The 21469-nt window shown below is 61.9% G+C and carries 16 protein-coding genes and 1 pseudogene; 8 read left to right on the top strand and 9 right to left on the bottom strand.

The window, feature by feature from the left end:
• Nucleotides 1-3 precede the first annotated feature (3 nt).
• Together aspA and AB8B02_RS11815 are read right to left on the bottom strand one after the other, a co-directional pair.
• The gene (aspA, locus tag AB8B02_RS11810) at nucleotides 4-1419 is read right to left on the bottom strand and encodes an aspartate ammonia-lyase (RefSeq protein WP_089264088.1); all 1416 of its coding nucleotides are present in this window, start codon (nucleotides 1417-1419) and stop codon (nucleotides 4-6) included.
• A gap of 300 nt (nucleotides 1420-1719) precedes the next feature.
• A complete protein-coding gene (locus tag AB8B02_RS11815) occupies nucleotides 1720-2130 on the bottom strand; it encodes an NADH:ubiquinone oxidoreductase subunit NDUFA12 (protein ID WP_439063993.1) in 411 nt (136 codons plus the stop codon).
• Nucleotides 2131-2417: 287 nt separating this feature from the next.
• Between AB8B02_RS11815 and AB8B02_RS11820 the strand changes: the two genes are divergently transcribed.
• Together AB8B02_RS11820 and AB8B02_RS11825 are read left to right on the top strand one after the other, a co-directional pair.
• Nucleotides 2418-2933 (top strand): BA14K family protein, encoded by a 516-nt coding sequence (locus AB8B02_RS11820; protein ID WP_093758378.1) that lies wholly within the window; start codon nucleotides 2418-2420, stop codon nucleotides 2931-2933.
• 200 nt (nucleotides 2934-3133) lie between these two features.
• The gene (locus AB8B02_RS11825; protein ID WP_093758377.1) at nucleotides 3134-4330 is read left to right on the top strand and encodes a GAF domain-containing sensor histidine kinase; all 1197 of its coding nucleotides are present in this window, start codon (nucleotides 3134-3136) and stop codon (nucleotides 4328-4330) included.
• A 3-nt stretch (nucleotides 4331-4333) separates the two neighbouring features.
• On the opposite strand, the gene AB8B02_RS11830 is transcribed toward AB8B02_RS11825, so the two are convergent.
• Nucleotides 4334-5794, bottom strand: a complete 1461-nt coding sequence (locus tag AB8B02_RS11830; protein WP_439063994.1) for a glycosyltransferase family 2 protein — start codon at nucleotides 5792-5794, stop codon at nucleotides 4334-4336.
• A gap of 177 nt (nucleotides 5795-5971) precedes the next feature.
• Here AB8B02_RS11830 and AB8B02_RS11835 point away from each other — a divergent pair, with 177 nt between their 5' ends.
• On the top strand, nucleotides 5972-6583 hold the full coding sequence (locus tag AB8B02_RS11835; RefSeq protein WP_439063995.1) for a cytochrome b: 612 nt from the start codon (nucleotides 5972-5974) through the stop codon (nucleotides 6581-6583).
• Here AB8B02_RS11835 and AB8B02_RS11840 read toward each other — a convergent pair.
• Nucleotides 6546-7445, bottom strand: coding sequence for a DMT family transporter (locus tag AB8B02_RS11840; RefSeq protein WP_439063996.1), 900 nt, complete (start codon nucleotides 7443-7445; stop codon nucleotides 6546-6548). The genes AB8B02_RS11835 and AB8B02_RS11840 overlap by 38 nt on opposite strands.
• Before the next feature lie 754 nt (nucleotides 7446-8199).
• On the opposite strand from AB8B02_RS11840, the gene AB8B02_RS11845 reads away from it, so the two are divergent.
• The gene (locus tag AB8B02_RS11845) at nucleotides 8200-11943 is read left to right on the top strand and encodes a vitamin B12-dependent ribonucleotide reductase (protein ID WP_089264082.1); all 3744 of its coding nucleotides are present in this window, start codon (nucleotides 8200-8202) and stop codon (nucleotides 11941-11943) included.
• A 79-nt stretch (nucleotides 11944-12022) separates the two neighbouring features.
• Here the strand turns inward: AB8B02_RS11845 and AB8B02_RS11850 are convergent, their stop codons facing one another.
• Both AB8B02_RS11850 and AB8B02_RS11855 read right to left on the bottom strand, forming a co-directional pair.
• Nucleotides 12023-12748 (bottom strand): class I SAM-dependent methyltransferase, encoded by a 726-nt coding sequence (locus AB8B02_RS11850; protein ID WP_139285827.1) that lies wholly within the window; start codon nucleotides 12746-12748, stop codon nucleotides 12023-12025.
• On the bottom strand, nucleotides 12702-13793 hold the full coding sequence (locus tag AB8B02_RS11855; protein ID WP_139285826.1) for a hypothetical protein: 1092 nt from the start codon (nucleotides 13791-13793) through the stop codon (nucleotides 12702-12704). Before AB8B02_RS11855 ends, AB8B02_RS11850 begins: the two co-directional genes overlap by 47 nt.
• Nucleotides 13794-14067: 274 nt before the next feature.
• On the opposite strand from AB8B02_RS11855, the pseudogene AB8B02_RS11860 reads away from it, so the two are divergent.
• Nucleotides 14068-14272, top strand: a pseudogene (locus tag AB8B02_RS11860) (nitroreductase family protein); the annotation flags it as partial.
• Between the two features lie 125 nt (nucleotides 14273-14397).
• Here AB8B02_RS11860 and AB8B02_RS11865 read toward each other — a convergent pair.
• Nucleotides 14398-15744: an alpha-hydroxy acid oxidase gene (locus AB8B02_RS11865; protein ID WP_439063997.1), complete on the bottom strand. Its 1347-nt coding sequence runs from the start codon at nucleotides 15742-15744 to the stop codon at nucleotides 14398-14400.
• A 368-nt stretch (nucleotides 15745-16112) separates the two neighbouring features.
• On the opposite strand from AB8B02_RS11865, the gene AB8B02_RS11870 reads away from it, so the two are divergent.
• From AB8B02_RS11870 to AB8B02_RS11880, 3 genes are all read left to right on the top strand, one after another.
• Nucleotides 16113-16559 carry a hypothetical protein gene (locus AB8B02_RS11870; RefSeq protein WP_089264036.1) on the top strand — a complete coding sequence of 149 codons (447 nt, stop codon included), beginning with the start codon at nucleotides 16113-16115 and terminating at the stop codon, nucleotides 16557-16559.
• A gap of 263 nt (nucleotides 16560-16822) precedes the next feature.
• Nucleotides 16823-16999: a hypothetical protein gene (locus AB8B02_RS11875; RefSeq protein WP_158005736.1), complete on the top strand. Its 177-nt coding sequence runs from the start codon at nucleotides 16823-16825 to the stop codon at nucleotides 16997-16999.
• A 16-nt stretch (nucleotides 17000-17015) separates the two neighbouring features.
• Nucleotides 17016-17813: a lytic transglycosylase domain-containing protein gene (locus AB8B02_RS11880; protein ID WP_439063998.1), complete on the top strand. Its 798-nt coding sequence runs from the start codon at nucleotides 17016-17018 to the stop codon at nucleotides 17811-17813.
• Between the two features lie 64 nt (nucleotides 17814-17877).
• On the opposite strand, the gene AB8B02_RS11885 is transcribed toward AB8B02_RS11880, so the two are convergent.
• Both AB8B02_RS11885 and AB8B02_RS11890 read right to left on the bottom strand, forming a co-directional pair.
• Complete coding sequence (locus AB8B02_RS11885; RefSeq protein WP_439063999.1) at nucleotides 17878-18246, bottom strand: hypothetical protein; 369 nt, start codon at nucleotides 18244-18246, stop codon at nucleotides 17878-17880.
• Nucleotides 18246-21467, bottom strand: a complete 3222-nt coding sequence (locus AB8B02_RS11890) for an efflux RND transporter permease subunit (RefSeq protein WP_439064000.1) — start codon at nucleotides 21465-21467, stop codon at nucleotides 18246-18248. Before AB8B02_RS11890 ends, AB8B02_RS11885 begins: the two co-directional genes overlap by 1 nt.
• Nucleotides 21468-21469 lie beyond the last annotated feature (2 nt).

The raw sequence follows: 21469 nt of genomic DNA on the forward strand, positions 1-21469 counted from the left end.
CCTTCATTCGCGGATCAACATGCTCTGGGGCTTGGTGAGTACGTCGGGGTGGAGAATGGCGGCAAGGGTCGCTGCAGGTAGCAGACCTTTTTCCAGCACCAGATCGTAGACGCTGCGGCCGGTCGCATGGGCCTCGACCGCGACGGCGGTGGCATTGGCGTAGCCGATATAGGGATTGAGCGCAGTGACGAGACCGATCGAATTCTCGACATAGGCGCGGAGACGTTCGCGGTTCGCGGTGATACCCGCGACACAACGTTTTTCCAGTGTCAGGCAAGCCTCCCGCATATGACTGACGCTCTTGAACAGGCTGTGCGCGATGATCGGCTCGAACGCGTTGAGCTGAAGCTGGCCGGCCTCGGCCGCGAAGGTCACCGTGAGATCATTGCCGATCACCTCGAAGGCAACCTGGTTCACGACTTCCGGAATGACCGGATTCACCTTGCCCGGCATGATCGAGGAACCTGCCTGTACCGCCGGCAGATTGATCTCGTTGAAACCGGCGCGCGGACCGCTCGACAGCAGCCGGAGGTCGTTGCAGATCTTGGAAATCTTGACGGCCACACGCTTGAGCACGCCTGAGAGCTGAACGAACGAACCGCAGTCCTGCGTGGCCTCGATCAGGTTTACAGCGGTGACCAGCGGCATGCCGGTGATGGCAACGAGATGCAGGCAGACCAGACGCGCGTAGTCGGGATGGGACGTGATCCCGGTCCCGATGGCTGTCGCACCCATGTTGATCTCGCAAATCAGCAGTGCTGCCTCGCGGAGCCGGTCCTCGTCTTCGCCAATCATGACGCCATAAGTGCTGAACTCCTGACCAAGCGTCATGGGCACCGCATCCTGCAACTGGGTGCGGCCCATTTTCAGGACATCCTTGAACTCTTCGGCCTTGCGTTCGAAACCCTGGCGCAACACGGCCATCGCATCGATCAGGTGAAACACGCCGTGATAGGTCGCGATCTTCAACGCCGTGGGATACACGTCGTTGGTGCTCTGGCTCATGTTGACCTGTTCGTTCGGGTGCAGGTACCCATAGTCGCCCTTGCCGTGGCCGAGAATTTCCAGCGCACGATTGGCGATCACCTCGTTCGCATTCATGTTGGTGGAGGTCCCGGCGCCGCCCTGGATGACGTCCACCACGAACTGGTCATGCAAGCGGCCGGCGCGAATTTCCTCGCAGGCAGCGATGATCGCATCGCCGCGTAACTTGTCGAGCAGCCCCAGCTCCATATTCGACAGTGCCGCCGCCTGCTTGATCGCGGCGAGCGCGCTGATGAGTTCGGGATAGATGGAAATCGGAATCCCGGTGATTGGAAAATTTTCAACGGCCCTCAGCGTATGAACGCCGTAATAGGCGTCGGCCGGAACATCGCGGTTGCCCAACAGGTCGTGCTCACTGCGCGTGTCGTTGGTCATGTCGGATTTTCCTGAGTTGTCGCTGTGAACAGACGATCGATCTCGTCAGCCGTCCCCGATCATGCCCAGTGAGCTTTCGAAACCTAACATCTCGAACGCACATGTCGCGGCTATATCGTATCCGCCCCAGCCCAATCGATCGAGTACAATCCGGCGCCGCCCTACAAAGCGGGCTCATCCGGGGCGGCACGCCGGACGTGCTTGCCGGTCTCACTGCAAGAGCTGGCGGCTGGAAACAATGCGAGGCCGTGCGCGCCGCAGAGCGGCCCGCACAACCAGTCGTCCAGAACGGGTGAGTTGTTACGAGCCCGGAGTCCAGGCCTGGTAGTCGCCGGTCGCCTTGGGACGCCGGCCGCTGGCCAGAGTCGAACCAGACGGACGATAGGCTGCGGGCGTGCCGGTCAGGTTCGGCTGATGCGGCTTCTGCCATTCGCGCGGCGTATAATTCTCTTCGGTCGGCGGCACGTCCACGGTGTGGTGGATCCAGCCATGCCAGTCCGGCGGGATCTTGGTGGCTTCGGCATAGCCATTGTAAATCACCCAGCGGCGCTCGAAGCCCAGTGTCGGGTCGATCTTGCCGCCCCTGGTGCGGTAATATGTGTTGCCCTGCTCGTCGGTGCCAACCAGTTCGCCGAATCGCGACGTCCACAGGTTCGTCCCGAAGGTCGTCCCGCTCCACCACGTGAAGAATTTCAGCAAAAACTGTTTCATATTTTGAACCGTTCGAAGGTTTTCGTCGGGTTGTTGATGCCATCCGGGCCGCCAAATGTCCAGTTACCGCCGCGACCGATCGCCGCCTGCAACTGATCGTGACAAGCCTCGTATCGGCCTCCCCCGAACCCTACCTCCAAAGTACCGGCGGTCGCAGAAACGGCGCAATCCATTCATGCCGCATACAGTTCCGGACGATCATTCTGTCGTTGCGCAATAACCGCGTGGCGGCAGGGAACGGCAGTCCCTTCAGGGGGTTGAAGATGCATCCCAGACAGGAGCAAACGATGACGAATTTGAAAATCTTGAGTGTCGCAGCAGCCGTCGCTGTGGCCATCCCCGCCTTCGCGGTGACCCCCAGCTACGCACAAAACACCAAGGTCGTGGGCGTCGGCCCCGGCGGTGCGCGCACGATCGGCACGTTCTCTGGCGGCGGTCAGCGCTTTGGTGGCGGAGGTGGCGGCTGGCATGGCGGCCAGCGCCCCGGCGGCGGCGGCTGGAATCACGGCGGCGGCTGGCGCGGTGGTGGCTGGCGTGGCGGCGGTTACGGCCCGGGCTTCGCAGCCGGCGCCATTATTGGCAGCGGTCTGGCCGCCAGCAGCTATTACGGGAATTCCTACGGCTATTACGGCGGCAGCCCGTATTACGGCAGCAGCTATTATGACGACGCGCCGGATGTGGTCGAAGTCGCTCCTGACACCGGCGGCGGCGACGTTGACTACTGCATCCGCACCTACAAGTCGTACAATGTCCGCACGGGCACCTATCTCGGTTATGACGGCCTGCGTCACGCCTGCCCGTAACACGACGATCTAAGCGTTACGCAAAAGACGGTGCCTCGCGGCATCGTCTTTTGTCGTTTCTGGTTTGCGCCTGCTGTCTCAAGGTCTAAGAACGTGGGTGCAGCGTACGGGGGACATTCAGGGAACTCGCGCGTAGTGTTGGTAGACATGTGGACCTATCTACCGGTTCGATGGGTCGACGTCGGGTGTGAGCAGGTTCAGTGGACGCGTCAGACAAGCCGAAGATCGCCAGGCTCCATCCCAATGAAGCCGAACGCCTCAAGGCGCTGCGCTCCTACGGCATTCTCGACACCGCCATTGAGCCATCCTTCGACGACATCACCAAGATCGCCAGCTATGTCTGCCAGACGCCGATCTCGATCATTAGCCTCGTCGATGACGGCCGGCAGTGGTTCAAGTCGGAGATCGGTCTTGGCGTGCGGCAGACGCCGATGGATCAATCGATTTGCGCGCATGCGATCCTCGAACACAGTTTTCTCGAAGTCGAGGACGTCACCAAGGATCCAAGATTCGACTGCAATCCGCTGGTGACCGGCGAGCCCCATTTGCGCTTCTATGCCGGCGCACTGCTGCGCACACCGGACGGCCTGCCGCTCGGCACCGTCTGCGTGCTCGATGACAAGCCGCGCGTGCTGTCGACCGAACAGCGCGAGGTGCTGGCCGCCCTCGCCCGCCAGGTCATGGCGCAGATGGAATTCCGCCGGGCGCTGCATCTGTCGGATCGGCTTCAGCGCAATATCAGTCGCCTGATGGCGGTGGCAGGCCACGACCTGAAGCAGCCATTGCAGGTCATGATCATGGCGATCGACCGCATCCGCAACAAGCTGACCGACGAGAAGGATCGTGAGCGGCTCGGCTATGCCATCGATGCCGGTATGCGGATGGCGGAAGAGCTCGACCGTCTCGCCGAGACATCTGTGCTAGATGCCGGCTTTGGGATTCCGAACCTGCGATCGTTCCCGATCTCTGACGTGTTCGAGTCGATCAGCGCCAACTGGCGCCTGCATGCCGAAGCCAAGGGCCTCGACCTCGTCATTGTGCCGAGCAAGGCGCAGGTGGTCAGCGACCCCGGCATGTTGCGCGCGATCCTTGGCAATCTCGTCGGCAATGCCATCAAATACACCGAACGCGGTCGCGTGCTGGTCGGCTGTCGCAAACACGCCAACGCGGTGACCATCGAGGTGCTGGACTCCGGCACCGGCATTCCCGCCGAACAGCTCACCGCGATCTTCGATGCCTTCCACCAGATCAATCCGGCCAGCGAGGGCCTTGGCCTCGGCCTGTCGATCGTTCGGCGTACGGCCGAAGCGCTCGGCCATGTGATCGAGGTGAAGTCTGACCTCACCCACGGTTCGCATTTCACCGTGAAAGTGCCGTTGGCGGCGAAACCGGCCTAGCGACTACTCGCCCGCATTGGGCGCCTGACGCGAGGGCGACGTAACGGGCGCAAAGCCCCAATCATTGTTGCCGCGCAGGAAGGCGATCCAGCCCCAGGCCGCGCCGGCGTGACGCAGCAACTGAAAACTGAACGGTTCGAGGATCGCCGCGAATACCGCTGCGACAAAACGCGTCCGCGTGCGGCCGCCTGTCAGGCGCCGATAGAGATGCACGGTCCAGAGATAGACCAGGAAATCCGCGACGATCTTCGCGGTGATCAGACCGAATACTGGCACGGCGATGGCGGTCTTGCCGGTGACGAGCAAAGCCAGCAGCAACACGAAGGCCGTGAGGCCGTAGATCGGCTGCAGCGTATCCAGCGCCTTGATCGGCAGCATCCGCAGGCCGAGCCGGCCGTAACGCGCATTGCCGGTCATGTCGCGATTCCAGTATTGCGTCTGCAGGAAGCCCGCGAACCAGCGCCGGCGCTGCCGCAGGAACGTCATGACGTGAGACGGCGCTTCCGTGCGCGCCAGCGACGTGCCGATCATGCGAAGCTGCCAGTCGAGGCCGTGATCGACGGCATAACGATGCATGCGGTGGGTCAGCTCATAGTCCTCGACAAGACACTCCGGATCGAAGCCACCGACGGCCACCAGCGCCTCCCTGCGGAAGCCAGCAAAGGCGCCGGAGATCAACAGCAGGCTGTTGCCGCGCATCCAGGCGAAGCGCGAGATGATGTTGCGGATATATTCGTAGGTCTGGAACCACTGCATCACGCGGCCGCTGGCGCTGTCGTCGCAGACCGGCACGAGAATGCCGCCGGCCGCGACCAGCGCGGAATCCGCTGCAAAGGCCACGCGCATTTCGGCGATGGCATCGTCAGCCAGAAACGTATCGGCATCCAGCGTGATGACGATGTCGGTATCGGCGTTGAGGATCGCCGTGTTCAGCGCCCGCGCCTTGCCCTGATGCGGCAGGCGCAGCCATTGCAGTCTCGATCTGCCAAATTGGCCGATGCTGCTCTGGCCGACCGCCGGAATGGCGAGACCGTAACGGTCACGGAGCAGCGTATCAGTTGCATCGCGCGAGCCGTCATCCGCGATCAGGATCAGATCCGGCGCATCGGATTGCCGCGCGATGGCCGCCAGTGCCTCCGGCAGATTCAGCGCCTCGTTATGCGCGGCTATCAGGATCCCCACCGATGGACGCAATTGCGCAGCAACCGCTCCAGATGGACCACGCGCGGACACTGCCAGCGGCAGCGTCTGCCACACCACATAAAGCATCAGCACTGTGTCATAGGCGATATAGACCATGCCCGCTGACCACGCCCAGATGCTGTTCAAAAAGAACGCGCGGCCGAACAGCAGCGCCCATAGCGCGAGCACGGCGAGATAGATCATCAGGCTGATGAACGGCATCCGGCGCGGTGTGATACGCGGCGATGCGGCGGCGAAGGCCGCCTGAAGGGATATTGTCATGCCGTCAATTCAATCGCGCGTTCGAGCAAACCGATCCTGCGAGAGCTACGCGTGAATCGTGATCGAGTTGCGGAGCCGCGATCAAATAGCGCGTGATTGCGGTCACGACGAACACACAAAGTCGTCATGCCTCAAAAGGCAAATCCTGTTTAAACTTATTCCATGCACGCACAGAAAATGCCGATTCAACGTTACAACCGCATCGCCATGATCCTGCATTGGCTGATTGCCGTTCTGATCACACTCAATGTCGCGCTGATCTGGAGCGTGAACCTCATTCCTGAGGACAACATCCGGTTCGTCATCGATGCGCACAAGTCATTCGGCATCACCGTGCTCGGCCTCGTGCTGATGCGCCTGTTGTGGCGCGCGGCCAACAGGCCGCCTGATCTGCCCGAGACCTATCCGCCCGCCGAGAAGGCCGCCGCACATGGTGCGCATCTCGCGCTCTATGTGCTGATGATCGGACTGCCGCTGTCCGGCTGGATGCACGATTCCGCCTGGAAGGCGGCCGGCGAGATTCCAATGTACCTGTTCGGCCTGTTCCAGTGGCCACGCATCGGCTGGATCATGTCGATCGAGCCGGCCTTCAAGGAACGCCTGCACGACATCTTCGGCGGCATTCACGTGTGGCTGTCCTATGCGCTCTATGCGCTGGTCGGCCTGCACATCGCCGCCGCGCTGAAACATCAGTTCTGGGACGGCCATCCCGAACTGCAGCGGATGTGGCCCGGCGGCGACGCGCCCGCGCCTAGCCCCTTGTCGCCAGCGCAACGCCCGCCAGCGTAAATACCAGAGCCGCGATCTGCATGACGCCGAGCGGTTCCCGCAGGGCGATGGCCGAGCTGACCACGCCGATCACGGGCACCGCCATGGTCCCGATTGCGGCCACCGAGGCCGGCAACTGCTTGAGCGCCGCGAACCAGCAGACGTAAGCGATGCAGAACCCCACCAGCACGACATAGGCGAGCAGCCCCCAGCCCAACGGCGTCAGTGCTGCAAAATGCGGGCTTTCGAAGATCAGACCCAACAACAGCACCGGCACACAACCGATCCCGATCTGCCAGGCGGATGACGTCACCAGTGGCAGCGTGAGCCCGAACTTCTTGGCCAGCACCGTGCCGAGCGCAAAGCCGAACCCACCCAGCAGCGCCAGAGCGATTCCCGGGAGCTTCTCCGCGCTCGCGGCCAGACCACCGCCCCCCATCAACGCGGCGATGCCGGCAAAGGCCATCAGCATGGCCACGATCCGCTGCATCGACAGGCGCTCGCCGAGGATCAGCCAGGCCAGTCCGGCAGCCCAGACCGGCATGGTGAACGCAATCACCGCGGCCTCGCCGGCCGGCAGCCACAGTAGCGACAAGCCGACGAAAGCCATCCAGCCGAACACGTTCAGGCCCGCCAGCACGACCAGATGCAACCATTGATGATGCGGTACGCGGAGACTCTCGCCGCGCCAGACGGCGATCCCGGCCAGCAGCAATGCCCCGACGATGCCGGTGCTGCCGCGCGCCGACAGCGGTGGCCATTCCGACAGCAGCGCTTTCGACACCGGCCAGTTCAGACCCCAGGCGATCGACGCGATGGCGAGCAACACGAGACCGAAGGGAGCGATTCGCGCACGCGAAACGGGGGGACTGGGCATTGTCATGGAGGGAACCGGCTGAGGAATCGGCGAGACCATGCGCGCAGTTGAAGGGTCTGACCACTGCCGGTGGAGGGAACCTGCCCGGCAACCACCGCTGCGCCTGAGTCCCCCCAAACGCAATCCCTGGATGACAAAATAAAGTTGGGCTGTGAACAGTGGGCGCAGCTCGGATTCCGGACAGTTTTAGAAATATTTTTGACTTCCGAATCCATGAGGACTCACTGATACTTGACCTCAATCGAGGCGCGCTCTGCCCCCTTGGTTATCCACCCTTTCCACCATATTTAGTATTTGATTCAGGAACCCCGACTACTCCTTGACGGGTGAGATCGGTTTGGCCTAGTTTTCGAACTGTTCGGCGCGGGTCGTTTTTTGTCCCGTCGGACGCTCCCAAACGGGTTCCAGATTGACCGCTCCGTCCTCCAGTCGAGGCTACGGGATCGGGGATTTGCGTCCTGGAATCCGGGCCGGAAAACCGGCGTTTGGAGCACTAAAAAACGGGCCGGAAACCGGCTCAAACAGCGTGGTGAGGCGTTAGGATCAGGTCGACCCGCAACAGCGAGGAAGCCCGATCCAAGGAAGCATGACCCCGGCAGTCCCGGGTGGCCGAGATGACGGCCAGCACATGCTCCACAGAGAAAACAGGACCGGTTCACCCGGCCAAGCTGCGGCGAATTTGGGGCAACCCGGACGTCGCTAACAGAAATCGCCGATGCCGCCAGATGGGGTGTCGGGCTTAAGACGGGGCACGACCACGATGCAGATTCAACGCCGCTACACCACCGAAGGACAGTCGCCCTATGCCGGGATCGACTTCCGCCACACCACGTCCGAGATCCGTAATCCGGATGGCTCCGTGGTGTTCAAGCTTGAAGGCGTTGAAGTGCCCGACTCGTGGTCGCAGGTCGCCTCCGACGTGCTGGCCCAGAAGTATTTCCGTAAAGCGGGCGTCGCCGCGAAATTGAAGAAGGTCGAGGAAGAGACCGTGCCGTCGTGGCTGTGGCGCTCGGTGCCGGACACCGAGGCGCTGGCCGCACTGCCCGAGAAAGAGCGCTTCGTCAGCGAACTCTCGTCCAAGCAGGTGTTCGACCGCCTCGCTGGCTGCTGGACCTATTGGGGCTGGAAGGGCGGCTACTTCACCTCTGAGGCCGACGCCCACGCCTTCCATGACGAGCTGCGCTTCATGCTCGCCAAGCAGATGGTCGCGCCGAATTCGCCGCAGTGGTTCAACACCGGCCTGCACTGGGCCTATGGCGTCGATGGTCCCGGCCAGGGCCACTACTATGTGGACTGGAAGACCGGCAAGCTGACCAAGTCGAAATCGGCTTACGAACATCCGCAGCCGCATGCCTGCTTCATCCAGGGCGTCGAGGACGATCTGGTCAATGAAGGCGGCATCATGGACCTGTGGGTGCGTGAAGCCCGCCTGTTCAAATATGGCTCGGGCACCGGCTCGAATTTCTCGAAGCTGCGCGGCGAAGGCGAAAAGCTGTCGGGCGGCGGTCGCTCGTCGGGCCTGATGTCGTTCCTGAAGATCGGCGACCGCGCCGCCGGCGCCATCAAGTCGGGCGGCACCACGCGCCGTGCGGCCAAGATGGTCGTGGTCGATGCCGACCATCCGGATATCGAGACCTATATCGACTGGAAGGTGAAGGAAGAGCAGAAGGTCGCGGCGCTCGTGACTGGTTCGAAGATGAACCAGAAGCACCTCAAGGCCATCCTGAAGGCCTGCGTCAATTGCGAAGGCTCGGGCGACGACTGCTTCGATCCCGAGAAGAACCCGGCGCTGCGCCGCGAGATCAAGCTCGCACGCCGCTCGCTGGTCAATGACAACGTCATCAAGCGCGTCATCCAGTATGCCAAGCAGGGCTACAAGGACATCGACTTCCCGATCTACGACACCGACTGGGATTCCGAAGCCTACCTCACCGTTGCCGGCCAGAACTCCAACAACTCCGTCTCGCTGAAGGACGATTTCCTGCGCGCCGTCGAGACCGATGGCACCTGGGACCTGATCGCCCGCAAGGACGGCAAGGTCATGAAGACCATCAAGGCCCGCGATCTCTGGGAGAAAATTGGCTACGCCGCCTGGGCGTCGGCCGATCCCGGCCTGCACTTCAACACCACCATGAACGACTGGCACACCTGCAAGTCGTCCGGCGATATCCGCGCGTCCAATCCGTGCTCGGAATACATGTTCCTGGACGACACGGCGTGTAACCTCGCCTCGGCCAACCTGCTGACCTTCTACGACACCGCTTCGGCCACCTTCGACATCCACGCCTACGAGCATCTCTGCCGTCTGTGGACGATGGTGCTCGAAATCTCTGTCATGATGGCGCAGTTCCCGTCCAAGCCGATTGCCGAACTCTCCTACGAGTTCCGCACCCTCGGCCTCGGCTATGCGAACATCGGCGGCCTGCTGATGACCATGGGTCTCTCGTATGACTCGAAGGAAGGCCGCGCGCTGTGCGGCGCCCTCACCGCTGTCATGACCGGCGTCAGCTATGCGACCTCGGCCGAGATGGCCAAGGAGCTCGGCCCGTTCCCCGGCTACAAGAAGAACGCAGCCCATATGCTGCGCGTCATCCGCAACCATCGCCGTGCGGCGCATGGCGAAACCCGTGGCTATGAAGGCCTGGCCGTCGCCCCCGTGGCGCTGGACCATGCCTCCTGCCCGCAGGCCGACATCGTCACCCGCGCCAAGATCGCCTGGGATCTCGCCCTCGAACTCGGCGAACTCCACGGCTATCGCAACGCCCAGACCACCGTCGTGGCGCCGACCGGCACCATCGGCCTGGTCATGGATTGCGACACCACCGGCATCGAGCCTGACTTCGCGCTGGTGAAATTCAAGAAGCTCGCCGGTGGCGGCTACTGGAAGATCATCAACCGCGCCGTCCCCGCAGCACTGCGCGTGCTCGGCTATCGCGAAAGCGAGATTGCCGAGATCGAGGCCTATGCCGTCGGTCACGGCTCGCTGTCCAACGCGCCGGGTATCAATGCCTCGACGCTGAAGGCCAAGGGCTTCACCGATGAGGCGCTGAAGAAGGTCGAGGCTGCATTGCCGACCGCCTTCGACATCAAGTTCGCCTTCAATAAGTGGACCTTCGGTGAGGACTTCCTGCGCGACACCCTGAAGATCGAGGCCGAGGCCATTGCCGCTCCGGGCTTCGACCTCCTCGCCGCGCTCGGCTTCACCAAGCGCGAGATCGAAGCCGCCAACGTGCACATCTGCGGCGCGATGACGGTGGAAGGTGCCCCGCACCTGAAGGCCGAGCACTACAGCGTGTTCGATTGCGCCAATCCCTGCGGCAAGATCGGCAAGCGCTATCTCTCGGTGGAAAGCCACATCCGTATGATGGCGGCGTCGCAGCCCTTCATCTCGGGTGCGATCTCCAAGACCATCAACATGCCGAACGACGCCACGGTGGAGGACTGCAAGTCCGCTTACCTCCTCTCGTGGAAGCTCGCGCTGAAGGCCAACGCGCTGTATCGCGACGGCTCCAAGCTCTCGCAGCCCTTGAACTCGCAGCTCATCAGCGATGATGACGAGGACGAGGATGCGCTGGAGAACCTGATGGAGAAGCCGATGGCGGCCCGCACCGCCGCGATCTCCGAGAAGGTGGTCGAGCGTCTGGTCGAGCGCATCGTGGTGATGCGCGACCGCGAGAAGATGCCCGATCGCCGCAAGGGTTACACCCAGAAGGCCGTCGTCGGCGGTCACAAGGTCTATCTGCGCACCGGCGAATATGATGACGGCCGCCTCGGCGAGATATTCATCGACATGCACAAGGAAGGCGCGGCGCTCCGCTCCTTCATCAACAACTTCGCCATCGCCGTCTCGCTGGGTCTCCAGTATGGCGTGCCGCTGGAGGAATATGTCGACGCCTTCACCTTCACCCGCTTCGAACCCGCGGGCCCGGTACAGGGCAATGACTCAATCAAGTTTGCGACCTCGATCCTCGACTATGTGTTCCGCGAACTCGCGGTCTCCTACATGTCGCGCTTCGATCTCGGCCATGTCGACGTCTCCGAGTCGGGCTTCGATGCGCTCGGCAAGGGCGAGGATGAAGGCAAGGCACCGGCCGACCAGAACAAGTATGTCTCCAAGGGTCTGACCCGCTCGCGCACCGACAACCTCGTCGTCATGCGCGCGCCGGCTCCGGCCGAGAACACCGACGCCCGCGCGAGCGGCAACGTCACCTCGCTGAACGCGTCGGGCGCCACCGCCCGCCACGGCAGCGGCGATGCCGCCGTGGCCCTCAAGACCGCCGAGCCGGAGCACGCGCTCTCGCCGACCGAAAAGCTCGAGGCGCAAGCCTGGAGCAAAGCGGGAAGCGCCGCAGCCGCCGCGCCCTCCAAGGCCGAACGCCGCGCCGAAGCCAAGGCCAAGGGCTACGAAGGCGACATGTGCGGCGAGTGCTCGAACTTCACGCTGGTGCGGAATGGGACCTGTATGAAGTGCGATACGTGCGGAAGCACGACGGGGTGTTCGTGAGTTCGACCCACGCCGAGCATCGATTCGTAAAAACGGCGCGCCCATGGCGCGCCGCTTCCTTTCAGGCAAACGCTTAAACTCAGGGTGCGATAATCTTTCTGACACGATACACGTCGAGCAAATGATCACTCTCCATAAGCACACCAGAAATTTTGTCGGACTTAATGGCAGGCAACTGCCCCACAGAGACATGATCGACCGCATCGAGCGACAGTCCCACGGCACTGATCATCTCAATTTGAGAATCCAGATCTACAATCAGAGATGGCAAGAAGACCGTATCGCCATTCAATGTGAGAAAACGAGCAAAGCCTACTCTTTCTTTATCTTCAACTGATCGAAATTTTTGTGCCCATTGAAGAGCCGGAACGATGAAAACGCATTGCGCCCCCGCCTTTAACGCCCGCGCAATATTCCCCCAAGCGCTGGGAGAGTTATACGGATCACCTAAAATGGCGAATATCCAATCAAACTCGCGCTCTCCAAATTCCTGACGTTCCACATCGAGCGCGCGTTGCTCGTATGACGTGCTGTTATGAAGCAGCATACCCCGAGACTTATCTACCAACACCAAATCACGGACATTGAAGTCAACGAGCAGTGAGCGACCGCAACCAATGTCCGCAACCCGCCCAGTAGGCAACTCTAGATCAAACAGCCGCGTCAAATATAGAGCGGATGCCGCACGAAAATCCGCGCATGTCGGATGAGCGCACTCATCATAATATTCGGAGGCCACAGCTTCGTAGGTGCCACCATCAGAGGTTTCTAAAGATCTGGATGCGAGACCACGGGGCGAGTTCAAGGTTGATCTCCAGCAAACTTAGCGTCAGTTTCGACTCTCGGATAAGAGAGCGGATCTTTTCTCGAAGCAATGTCTCATTTCCAAACGCGTTCATCAATTTGGAATCAAAAAATATAACTCCGAGAGATTTCCCGCCGCCGTCCAAACGAATTGCTCCGTAGGATTGATACGGACGAATTTTGAACACCTCGTCCAAGGTCAACCCCCATCTCCTAGCAATAAATTTATCCAGGTTCTCTCCGCTTGCAGCTGATCCAAGCTGTGCTCGATCGTCAGCTGATATAAGCTCCCCTTCAATTTCATCGACGCCCGAACGCCACACACGACCTATGACGCCGTATCGAATTGAAAAAGCTCGACCTGACCTTCCCTCAGAAACTCTGTTGCCTTTCTTGTCGTAATATTCCGACAATTGATAGAGACGATCGCTAAACACCAAGTCAGGTACATACAACGTAAGTCGATAGTCTGAAGGACAATTATCTCCAATAGCATCGGCTACTTTTAATGCTAGATCGCCAACCAGCTTATTGATGTCATATCTATCTCGCAGCTGTGATACGTAGATTTTAGCTCCATCATAAGCCTGTTCGATTTCTTTATTAGCCCTCTCAACGGCCCTCTGGGCGTCTCCCATTTCCTTCCGAAAAATGTCAGGAGGGGCTGAACCACCATCAAATTTGAAGCCGCCCGGCAGCTCAAATTTGGCTGAAGACAGCAGATCACGAATCCGATTTGGCCCCCAAGCAATGAGAGCCAAAACGAGAATGAGAAGAATTGGCCAAGGAAAGAGTGATTTTATGATCTCCGCGAGAAAAGAGATAGACGGAACGCAAACCGCATAGAATACGCTGATAAGCAGCGTACGAAATGAAGTGGATTGAAATCCAAGGCGCACATCCAAGGCCGCGAATAAAATTGAGAGGAAAAGAATTATCGTTAAGATTGAAAGCGCCACACATAGAAAGCATGTGCCGCCCACATATAGACACGACGACGTCAACTTCTTCGAGCTGCGATCATCTCTATCTGGTTTCTCGTTCATAGTGTCCTCGCCCATTTGGGCTTCAAACTACTTCGGCATTCAGCAAGAAGACAAGCGGATCGAGCCGGACGTCTTGATCGCTGGACGCGGCGAAAGCACGGAACATACTGCTCATAGGACGGGTTAACATGTCGTCCCCCATCGGCTTCGGATAAGCAGAATAACCTCCCCTATTCCGCCCTACTCCCACTCGCTCACGTCGATATTGCGTGCAGGCCCCGGAGACCCCGAATATCCCGCCCAATTCAAAAACACTCTAGGGAGACTCCAGCCCATGCAATTCGATGACGCGATCCTCGGTCACCGCAGCATCCGCGGTTACAAGCCCGATCCGGTCCCCCAAAAAACTGATCGCTGAAATCATCGCGCTGACGATGCGCGCGCCGTCGTGGATGAACACGCAGCCGTGGAATTTCACTGCCGTCACCGGCGAACCGCTCAACCGGATTCGTGCCGGCAATACCGAGCGGATGATCGCACAGCGCAGGCCGGATTAGCGCAACGTAATCCGCCGCAACTGTCTCTCGGCGCAGTGCCCGGTCAAACCGTCGACGGCCGTGGTCGAGGCATGAGGCGCTGTTGCTTCATCGGAGGTCAGGCACGGCTAGGCGCTGGTGACGCAGCGCCGCGTAATGTGGTTGATGTCCAGCGCACCTACCTGCCGCATGATCGTAATGAACTCATCGTCCAGGATCTGCAGCACCCGGTCCACGCCGGCCTCGCCGAACGACGCCAGGCCCCACACGTATGGCCGGCCAATGCCGACGGCCGTGGCACCCAGAGCGAGCGCCTTCAGGACATCGGTGCCGCGGCGTACACCCCCGTCGATCAGCACCGGGATGCGGCCGCCCACCGAATCCACGACCTCTGCCAACACACCGATCGTCGACTGCCCGCTCTCTTCCGCGCGCCCGCCGTGGTTGGAGACGATCAGGCCGTCCACGCCATGGCGCAACGCCTCCTTGGCGTCCTCGCCCGTCATGATGCCCTTCAGCACGAGCTTGCCCTTGACGATCCCGCGCAGGCGATCGACGAATTCCCACGTCATCCCGGTGCCGTAGAGGTTCGTGACCTTGGAAACATCGATGTCCGAGAAGTTGGCCTTGCGGCTGACCTCGTTGGTGAAGCCCGGCGTGTGACAGCCCGAGCACTCGCGCATGTCCTGGCGCCGCTCGCGGAACAGGGTTTCGGTGTTGCGGCCACCCTGGCGGTCGACCGTGAGGACGATCGCCGGAGAGCCCGCGCTCTCGGCGCGCTGCACCAGCGCGCGCGTCACGTTCCAGTCATCGGTCGGATACAACATGAACCAGGCGGGCCGGCCGTGCGCCTTGTTGACGTCGACGATGCTCGCATTATCGACCGTCGAGAGAATCATCTGATGGTTGCGCTTGGCAGCGGCGCGCGCCACGGTGACCCCGGCCTCGGGATCGTAGGCGCCGAGACTGCTGACCGGGCACATGAAGATGGGGCTGGCCCAGGTCTCGCCGAAGATCTTCACGCTGGTGTCGATCTTTCGCGCATCGATGAGACGCTGGACGCGAATGTTGTACTTCGCGAAGGCGGTGTGGTTGGCGTCGCGCGTCACGTCGCCGTCGACGCCGCTCTGGAGGTAGCCCCAGTGGGCCGGCGCGTCCTGGCTGAGCACGGCCTTCTTCGCCGCCGGCTCGAACTCAAACACGTCCAGCGCATCGGCCGGAGCCGTGATGATGCCGTCCGGGCCGAACGCCCTTCGCGAGCCGCGCAGCACGTCGTAGCTCTGCGCGAGCGCTTGATGCGAGTTAGCCGTCAACAGGGTGGTGATCGCACCGAGAGAGGTCGCCGTGAGAAGAGGACTGGCGGCGAAAAAACGCAGGAGTTGGCGGCGCGCGATCATGGTGCGCTCTGAAACGTCCGGCGCCCCGGCTGCACTTGTCGCCTTCACCAGCGTCGTCCTGCGCGAGAGACCTGTCATCGTGTTCTTTCGAATGCGAATGAGTGCTGCAGGTTAGGCGGATTGGTCTGTATCGTCGTCACGTCTGTATCATCAGGTAGGCGATGACATTCCGGCGATATAATGACAATTCCGGTCGCATGTCCATCGGCAAGCGGTGGCCGGATGGGCGCAGCGTAATCCGCCATCGTCATATCGGCGCAATACGCTTCCGCCTTCGCTCTGCGAGCTACGGCGGACAGGTCGCACTTGCGCCCCACGCGTTGACGTCGGACGTTGCGCCCGTTGGGAGGCGACCGCGTGTCGACCTACGTCATTGACGAGTCCTGCGATGCTCTATCTAGTGCCGCAGTGCCGCCGCGCGGCAGCCCGATGACCGGAATATCAATATGCGCTTTCAAATAGCTCGCTGCCTCACGCGTCTCACCGTCGCAACTCTGCTGTCCGCCGCACTGTCGCTGCCCGCTCACGCGGACACCGGCAAAGTTCGCTTCAAGTTCTTCAAGGCCGGATGGTTCATCGGAGCGCAGGCAGGGAGCGGAATCCTCAGTTTCCGTGGGGAGATGTATCCATTTCGCATCGGCGGCGTGAGCGCGGGCCTGACATTTGGGGGCTCCTCGACCGATCTGGTCGGCGCGGCGCAAAATATGCATCAGGCTTCGGACATCGAAGGCATCTATACGGCGCTCGGTGCAGGTGTGGCGGTCGGCGCAGGCAGGCGCGCCATCCAGATGCGCAACGCCAAGGGCGTCGTCCTGACGCTGGAAGGCGAGCAACTGGGCCTCCAGTTCGATTTCGACCTGAGCGGAATGAGCGTCTCCATCCAGAACCAGTAATCGGATGCACCAATGTCAATGCGTTGGCCTTCACTGCGACATCCAACCAGCAAGCGTCATCCACCAACGTCGGGATGTTTGCTGCCAGTGAAACCATCGCGACCCGCGCGTCACGAAACCCGGCCGCTCGCCGTCTAGCGCCGTGAAGCGGGGCGACTGCGTGTCGCGAAAGCAAGCGTAGCCGGATTACGCGGAGTTTATCATCGGGCGCGCGACGCGCGACCCGTTGGCTTCATCCGGGCTACAGACTATTATAAGTTCTCATGAAACTAAGCCAGAAATCCGACGCTGTCTGGACCTCACAGCAGGACGAAGAATTGCGGCGGCAATTGTCGGTCGGTCGCAGCGTCAACGAGATCGCGATCCGGTTGAAGCGGTCACCGCTATCCGTCCGCACCCGCGTCAAGAAGCTCGGCATCAGCCAGCCGCAGGCGGATTAGCGCGCTGCCATCAGCCATGACGAAGGGCCCATTCATCTTCAGCGCCAAATGCCGTCGTCGCTGGCGGCGCAGCCTGCGCTCGGCGCAACGGAAGCTCGCGAAACTGCCGCGCGCCGTTCAAATAACTGGCGCCGTCGCAATCGTGCTTGTCACCCTCGTGCTGTCCAACCTCATCTATCACGTGATCCACAAGCCGACCGAGTTGTTCTTCTTTGTCGGCCACAGGCTGGACAAGGAGCCGGCCGAGACGTGGCGGCATTACGGGCCGTTGTTTCGCGCCTTTTCGACGCGGTCGATCACGCCCGAATTGCTCGCCGCGCTGGCGCAGGTCGAGAGTTCCGGCAATCCCCTGGATCGCACCTATTGGCGCTGGCGGTTCAGCTTCAATCCGTTCGCGATCTATCGCCCCGCATCCAGCGCCGTCGGTCTCTTTCAAATGACCGATCCGGCCTATGCCGAAGTTTCGCGCTTCTGCATCCGGGCGAACGCGGTTCAGGATACAGGCTGCGGCTTCGGCCCCTATATTCGTGCCATCCCGAGCCATGCCACCGAGCTCGCATCAATCTATCTGGACCGCAATGTCGCCGCCGTCCTCGCGCGCGCCGGCGGCGTGGCGCCGACCCCGCAACAGGTGCAGGATCTCGCCGCCTTCATCCATCTGTGCGGTGGAGGACCCGCCACCGCTTATGCACGCCGGCGCTTCCAGATGACGGCCAGTGAGCGATGCGGCGACCATTCCGTTGCGGGTTACGTCTCCAGGGTCAACGCGCTGAAGCGCAAGTTCCTGCTGATGGCATCCGATAGCGATAAATAGCGCGTAGTTTGGGTCGAGCAAGCGCCGCCGGGATGAAGCTCTTGCGTCATCCGGGATTGATCCCTCAGTGCTTGAACCTGGCCTGGCCAGACTTGCCGTCGGCGGTCTTCAGCGTGACGCTCACCGACGCGCCCTTGGCGATGTCGCCCTTCGCTTCGGCTTTCAATGCAGTCCCGGAGGTGACGAGCGGCAGCGTCTCGCGGTCGCTTCCGGATGTCAGCAGCACGGCGCCGGAAAAGCCGCCGGCCGGGAGCGGTCTGTTGGCCTCGTCGAGGATGTTGAAAGTCAGCACCTTCCCCGTAGCAATCATCTCGACATGCACGCCAGCGACATCCTCCATGGGCCCGCCATTCGGCCCCTTCTGATGGGCATGCTGCGCCATCGCCGGAGCCGCCAGCAACAGCGCGGATACGACGAGCAGGATTGTCTTCATCAATGGTCTCCCTGGGTGGCGTGGACAGACATCGCCTCCACGTGGGCAGGCGACGATTCCCGGCGGAACAGGATGTAGAGCGCCGGAAGAACGAGCAGCGTGAGGATGGTCGACGAGACGATGCCGCCGATGACGACCGTCGCGAGCGGGCGCTGCACCTCGGCGCCCGCCCCCGTCGCGATCGCCATCGGCACGAAGCCGAGCGAGGCCACCAGCGCCGTCATCAGCACAGGCCGCAGGCGGGTCAGCGCGCCTTCGCGCACGGCCTCCACCACCTTTTTTCCTTCGAGGCGCAGCCGCGCGATGAAGGTGATGATGACAAGACCGTTGAGCACCGCGACGCCCGAGAGCGCGACGAAGCCGATGCCCGCGCTGATCGACAGCGGGATGTCACGCAGCAGCAGCGCGAAGATGCCGCCCGTGAGCGCCAGCGGCACGCCGCTGAAGACCAGCAGCGCGTCGGTCACGGATCCGAGGCTGATGAACAGCAGCAGGAAGATCAGCAACAGTGCGATCGGAACCACGATGGTCAGACGCTGCGTTGCCGAGACGAGCTGCTCGAACTGGCCGCCCCAGCCGATCCAGTAACCCGCCGGCAATTTGACCTTCTGCGCGATCTGCTGCTGCGCCTCGCCGACGAAGGAGCCGAGGTCACGTCCACGCACATTGGCGGAGACGACGATGCGGCGCTTGCCGTCCTCGCGGCTGATCTGGTTCGGGCCCGGTGCGACCGAGATCTCCGCCAGTTCCGACAGCGGCGCGTAACGCATCTGGGCCAGCGGCGAGGTGCCGAACGCCGCCGGCATCGCCTTGTTTGGGCTCGGCAGCCCCTCCAGCGGCGGCAGCGGGATCGGCAGCGCCTTGATCGCCTCGATATCCGTCCGCAGTTCGTCCGGAAGGCGCACGACGAGGTCGAAGCGGCGGTCGCCCTCGAACACCAGACCGGCGGTCTTGCCGCCCACCGCAATCTCGACCAGGTTCTGCACGTCCGAGACGCTGATGCCGAAGCGCGCCAGTGCCTTGCGGTCCAGCTTGACCGTCAGCACCGGAAGCCCTGCGACCTGCTCGGTCTTCACGTCCGCGGCGCCCTGGATGTTCTGCAGCGCCGACTGCACCTGCCCCGCGATCCCTGCCAGCACGCCAAGGTCGTCGCCGAAGATCTTGACGCCGACATCGCTGCGCACGCCCGAGATCAGTTCGTTGAAGCGAAGCTGAATCGGCTGCGAGAGTTCGTAAAGACTGCCTGCGACCTCCTCGGATGCGGCCTCGATCTCCTTCATCAGATCGAGCTTCGACTTCTTCGGGTCCGGCCACTGGTCGCGCGGCTTGAGCATGACATAGCCGTCCGAGATCGACGGCGGCATCGGGTCCGTCGCCACCTCCGCGGTACCGGTGCGGGCGAAGGATTCCTTCACCTCTGGAATCCTGGCCAGCCGCCGCTCCAGCGCCATCTGCATCTCGAGCGATTGCGTGAGGCTGGTTCCGGGGATGCGCATCGCCTGGATCGCGACGTCGCCCTCGTCGAGGCTCGGGATGAACTCGCCGCCCATCCGCGTCGCGGCGTATCCGCTTACGACGACGAGCGCCACGGCCGTGGCCGCCACGACGACGCGCAGACGGATCGCGAGATCGAGCAACGGCACGTAGGTCCGGCGCGCGGCGCGCATGAACCAGTTCTCCTTCTCCGAGACCTTGCCGGTCACGAACAGCGCGACAGCGGCTGGAACGAAGGTCATCGACAGGATGCTGGCACCCAGCAACGCCATCAGCACGGTCAGCGCCATCGGCGTGAACATCTTGCCTTCGACGCCGGTCAACGTGAGCACCGGCAGATAGACCACGGCGATGATCAGCGTGCCGAACAGGCTGGGCTTGATGACCTCGCGCGACGCTTCGATGATCGTCTCGAAGCGTTCCTCGCGGGTCAACAGGCGCCCTCGCTTCGCCTGCTCATGGGCGAGCAGACGCAGGCAGTTCTCCACGATGATGACAGCGCCATCGATGATGATGCCGAAATCGATGGCGCCGAGACTCATCAGGTTGGCGCTGACCTTGTTCTCGAACATGCCCGTGATGGTGAACAGCATGGACAGCGGAATGACGAGCGCGGTGGCGAAGGCCGCCTTGAAATTCCCGAGGATGAGGAAGAGGATCGCGATGACGAGCAGCGCGCCCTCGACCAGGTTCTTCTCGACGGTCGCGATGGTCGCGTCGATCAGATGGGTGCGGTCGTAGATCGCGCGGAGAGAGATGCCCTCCGGCAGCGACTTCTGGATCTGCTCCAGCTTCTGCCCGACACGCTGCGCGACGGTCCGGCCGTTTTCGCCGATCAGCAGCATCGCCGTGCCGAGCACAACTTCCTTCCCGTCGACGGTCGCCGCGCCGGTGCGCAGGTCGGTGCCTTCCTTGACCTCCGCGATATCGAGGATGCGGACCGGAACGCCGTTCCGGGAGCCGATGACGATCTGCCGGATCTCCTCGACATCGGCGACCTGTCCGGGCGTGCGCACCAGATACTGTTCGCCGTTCTTCTCGATATAGCCGGCGCCGACATTGGCATTGTTGTTGGCGAGCGACGTCATCACGTCGCGGAAGCTCAGACGGTAGGCCATCAGCCTGGCCGGATCCGGAAGCACGTGGAACTGCTTCTCGAAGCCGCCGATGGTGTTGACCTCGTTGACCCCCTGCACGTTGCGGAGCTGGGGCTTGATGATCCAGTCCTGCACGGTCCGCAGGTCGCTCGGCGTGTAGGGCTTGCCCTCGGCGTTCTTCGCCCCCTCCTTCGCCTCGACCGTGTACATATAGATTTCGCCGAGGCCGGTGGAGACCGGTCCCATCGCCGTCTCGATGCCGGTCGGCAGCGAGTCCTTCACCCGCTGGACGCGTTCGTTGACCAACTGGCGCGCGAAGTAGATGTCGGTGCCGTCCTTGAACACGACGGTGACCTGACTGAGGCCGTAGCGCGACAGCGATCGCGTGTTCACGAGGTTCGGCAGGCCGGCCATCCCCGTCTCGATCGGGAACGTGATGCGCTGCTCCACCTCCAGCGGCGAGAAGCCCGGCGCGTTGGTGTTGATCTGAACCTGGACATTCGTGATGTCAGGGACGGCATCGATCGGCAGGCGTGTGAAGTTCCAGACGCCGAAGGCGCCCATCATCAACACGGCGATCATGACCAGCCAGCGCTGGTGCACGGAGAATGCGAGAAGCCTGTCGATCATGG

It is taken from the genome of Tardiphaga sp. 862_B3_N4_1 (assembly GCF_051811085.1).
Taxonomy (GTDB): Bacteria; Pseudomonadota; Alphaproteobacteria; order Rhizobiales; family Xanthobacteraceae; genus Tardiphaga; species Tardiphaga robiniae.

Excerpts from the sequence above, each read along its gene's own strand:
- aspA (WP_089264088.1), bottom strand. The coding sequence starts at position 1,419 with ATGACCAACGACACGCGCAGTGAGCACGACCTGTTGGGCAACCGCGAT.
- AB8B02_RS11815 (WP_439063993.1), bottom strand. The coding sequence starts at position 2,130 with ATGAAACAGTTTTTGCTGAAATTCTTCACGTGGTGGAGCGGGACGACC.
- AB8B02_RS11820 (WP_093758378.1), top strand. The coding sequence starts at position 2,418 with ATGACGAATTTGAAAATCTTGAGTGTCGCAGCAGCCGTCGCTGTGGCC.
- AB8B02_RS11830 (WP_439063994.1), bottom strand. The coding sequence starts at position 5,794 with ATGACAATATCCCTTCAGGCGGCCTTCGCCGCCGCATCGCCGCGTATC.
- AB8B02_RS11835 (WP_439063995.1), top strand. The coding sequence starts at position 5,972 with ATGCCGATTCAACGTTACAACCGCATCGCCATGATCCTGCATTGGCTG.
- AB8B02_RS11840 (WP_439063996.1), bottom strand. The coding sequence starts at position 7,445 with ATGACAATGCCCAGTCCCCCCGTTTCGCGTGCGCGAATCGCTCCCTTC.
- AB8B02_RS11845 (WP_089264082.1), top strand. The coding sequence starts at position 8,200 with ATGCAGATTCAACGCCGCTACACCACCGAAGGACAGTCGCCCTATGCC.
- AB8B02_RS11855 (WP_139285826.1), bottom strand. The coding sequence starts at position 13,793 with ATGAACGAGAAACCAGATAGAGATGATCGCAGCTCGAAGAAGTTGACG.
- AB8B02_RS11865 (WP_439063997.1), bottom strand. The coding sequence starts at position 15,744 with ATGACAGGTCTCTCGCGCAGGACGACGCTGGTGAAGGCGACAAGTGCA.
- AB8B02_RS11870 (WP_089264036.1), top strand. The coding sequence starts at position 16,113 with ATGCGCTTTCAAATAGCTCGCTGCCTCACGCGTCTCACCGTCGCAACT.
- AB8B02_RS11875 (WP_158005736.1), top strand. The coding sequence starts at position 16,823 with ATGAAACTAAGCCAGAAATCCGACGCTGTCTGGACCTCACAGCAGGAC.
- AB8B02_RS11880 (WP_439063998.1), top strand. The coding sequence starts at position 17,016 with ATGACGAAGGGCCCATTCATCTTCAGCGCCAAATGCCGTCGTCGCTGG.
- AB8B02_RS11885 (WP_439063999.1), bottom strand. The coding sequence starts at position 18,246 with ATGAAGACAATCCTGCTCGTCGTATCCGCGCTGTTGCTGGCGGCTCCG.
- AB8B02_RS11890 (WP_439064000.1), bottom strand. The coding sequence starts at position 21,467 with ATGATCGACAGGCTTCTCGCATTCTCCGTGCACCAGCGCTGGCTGGTC.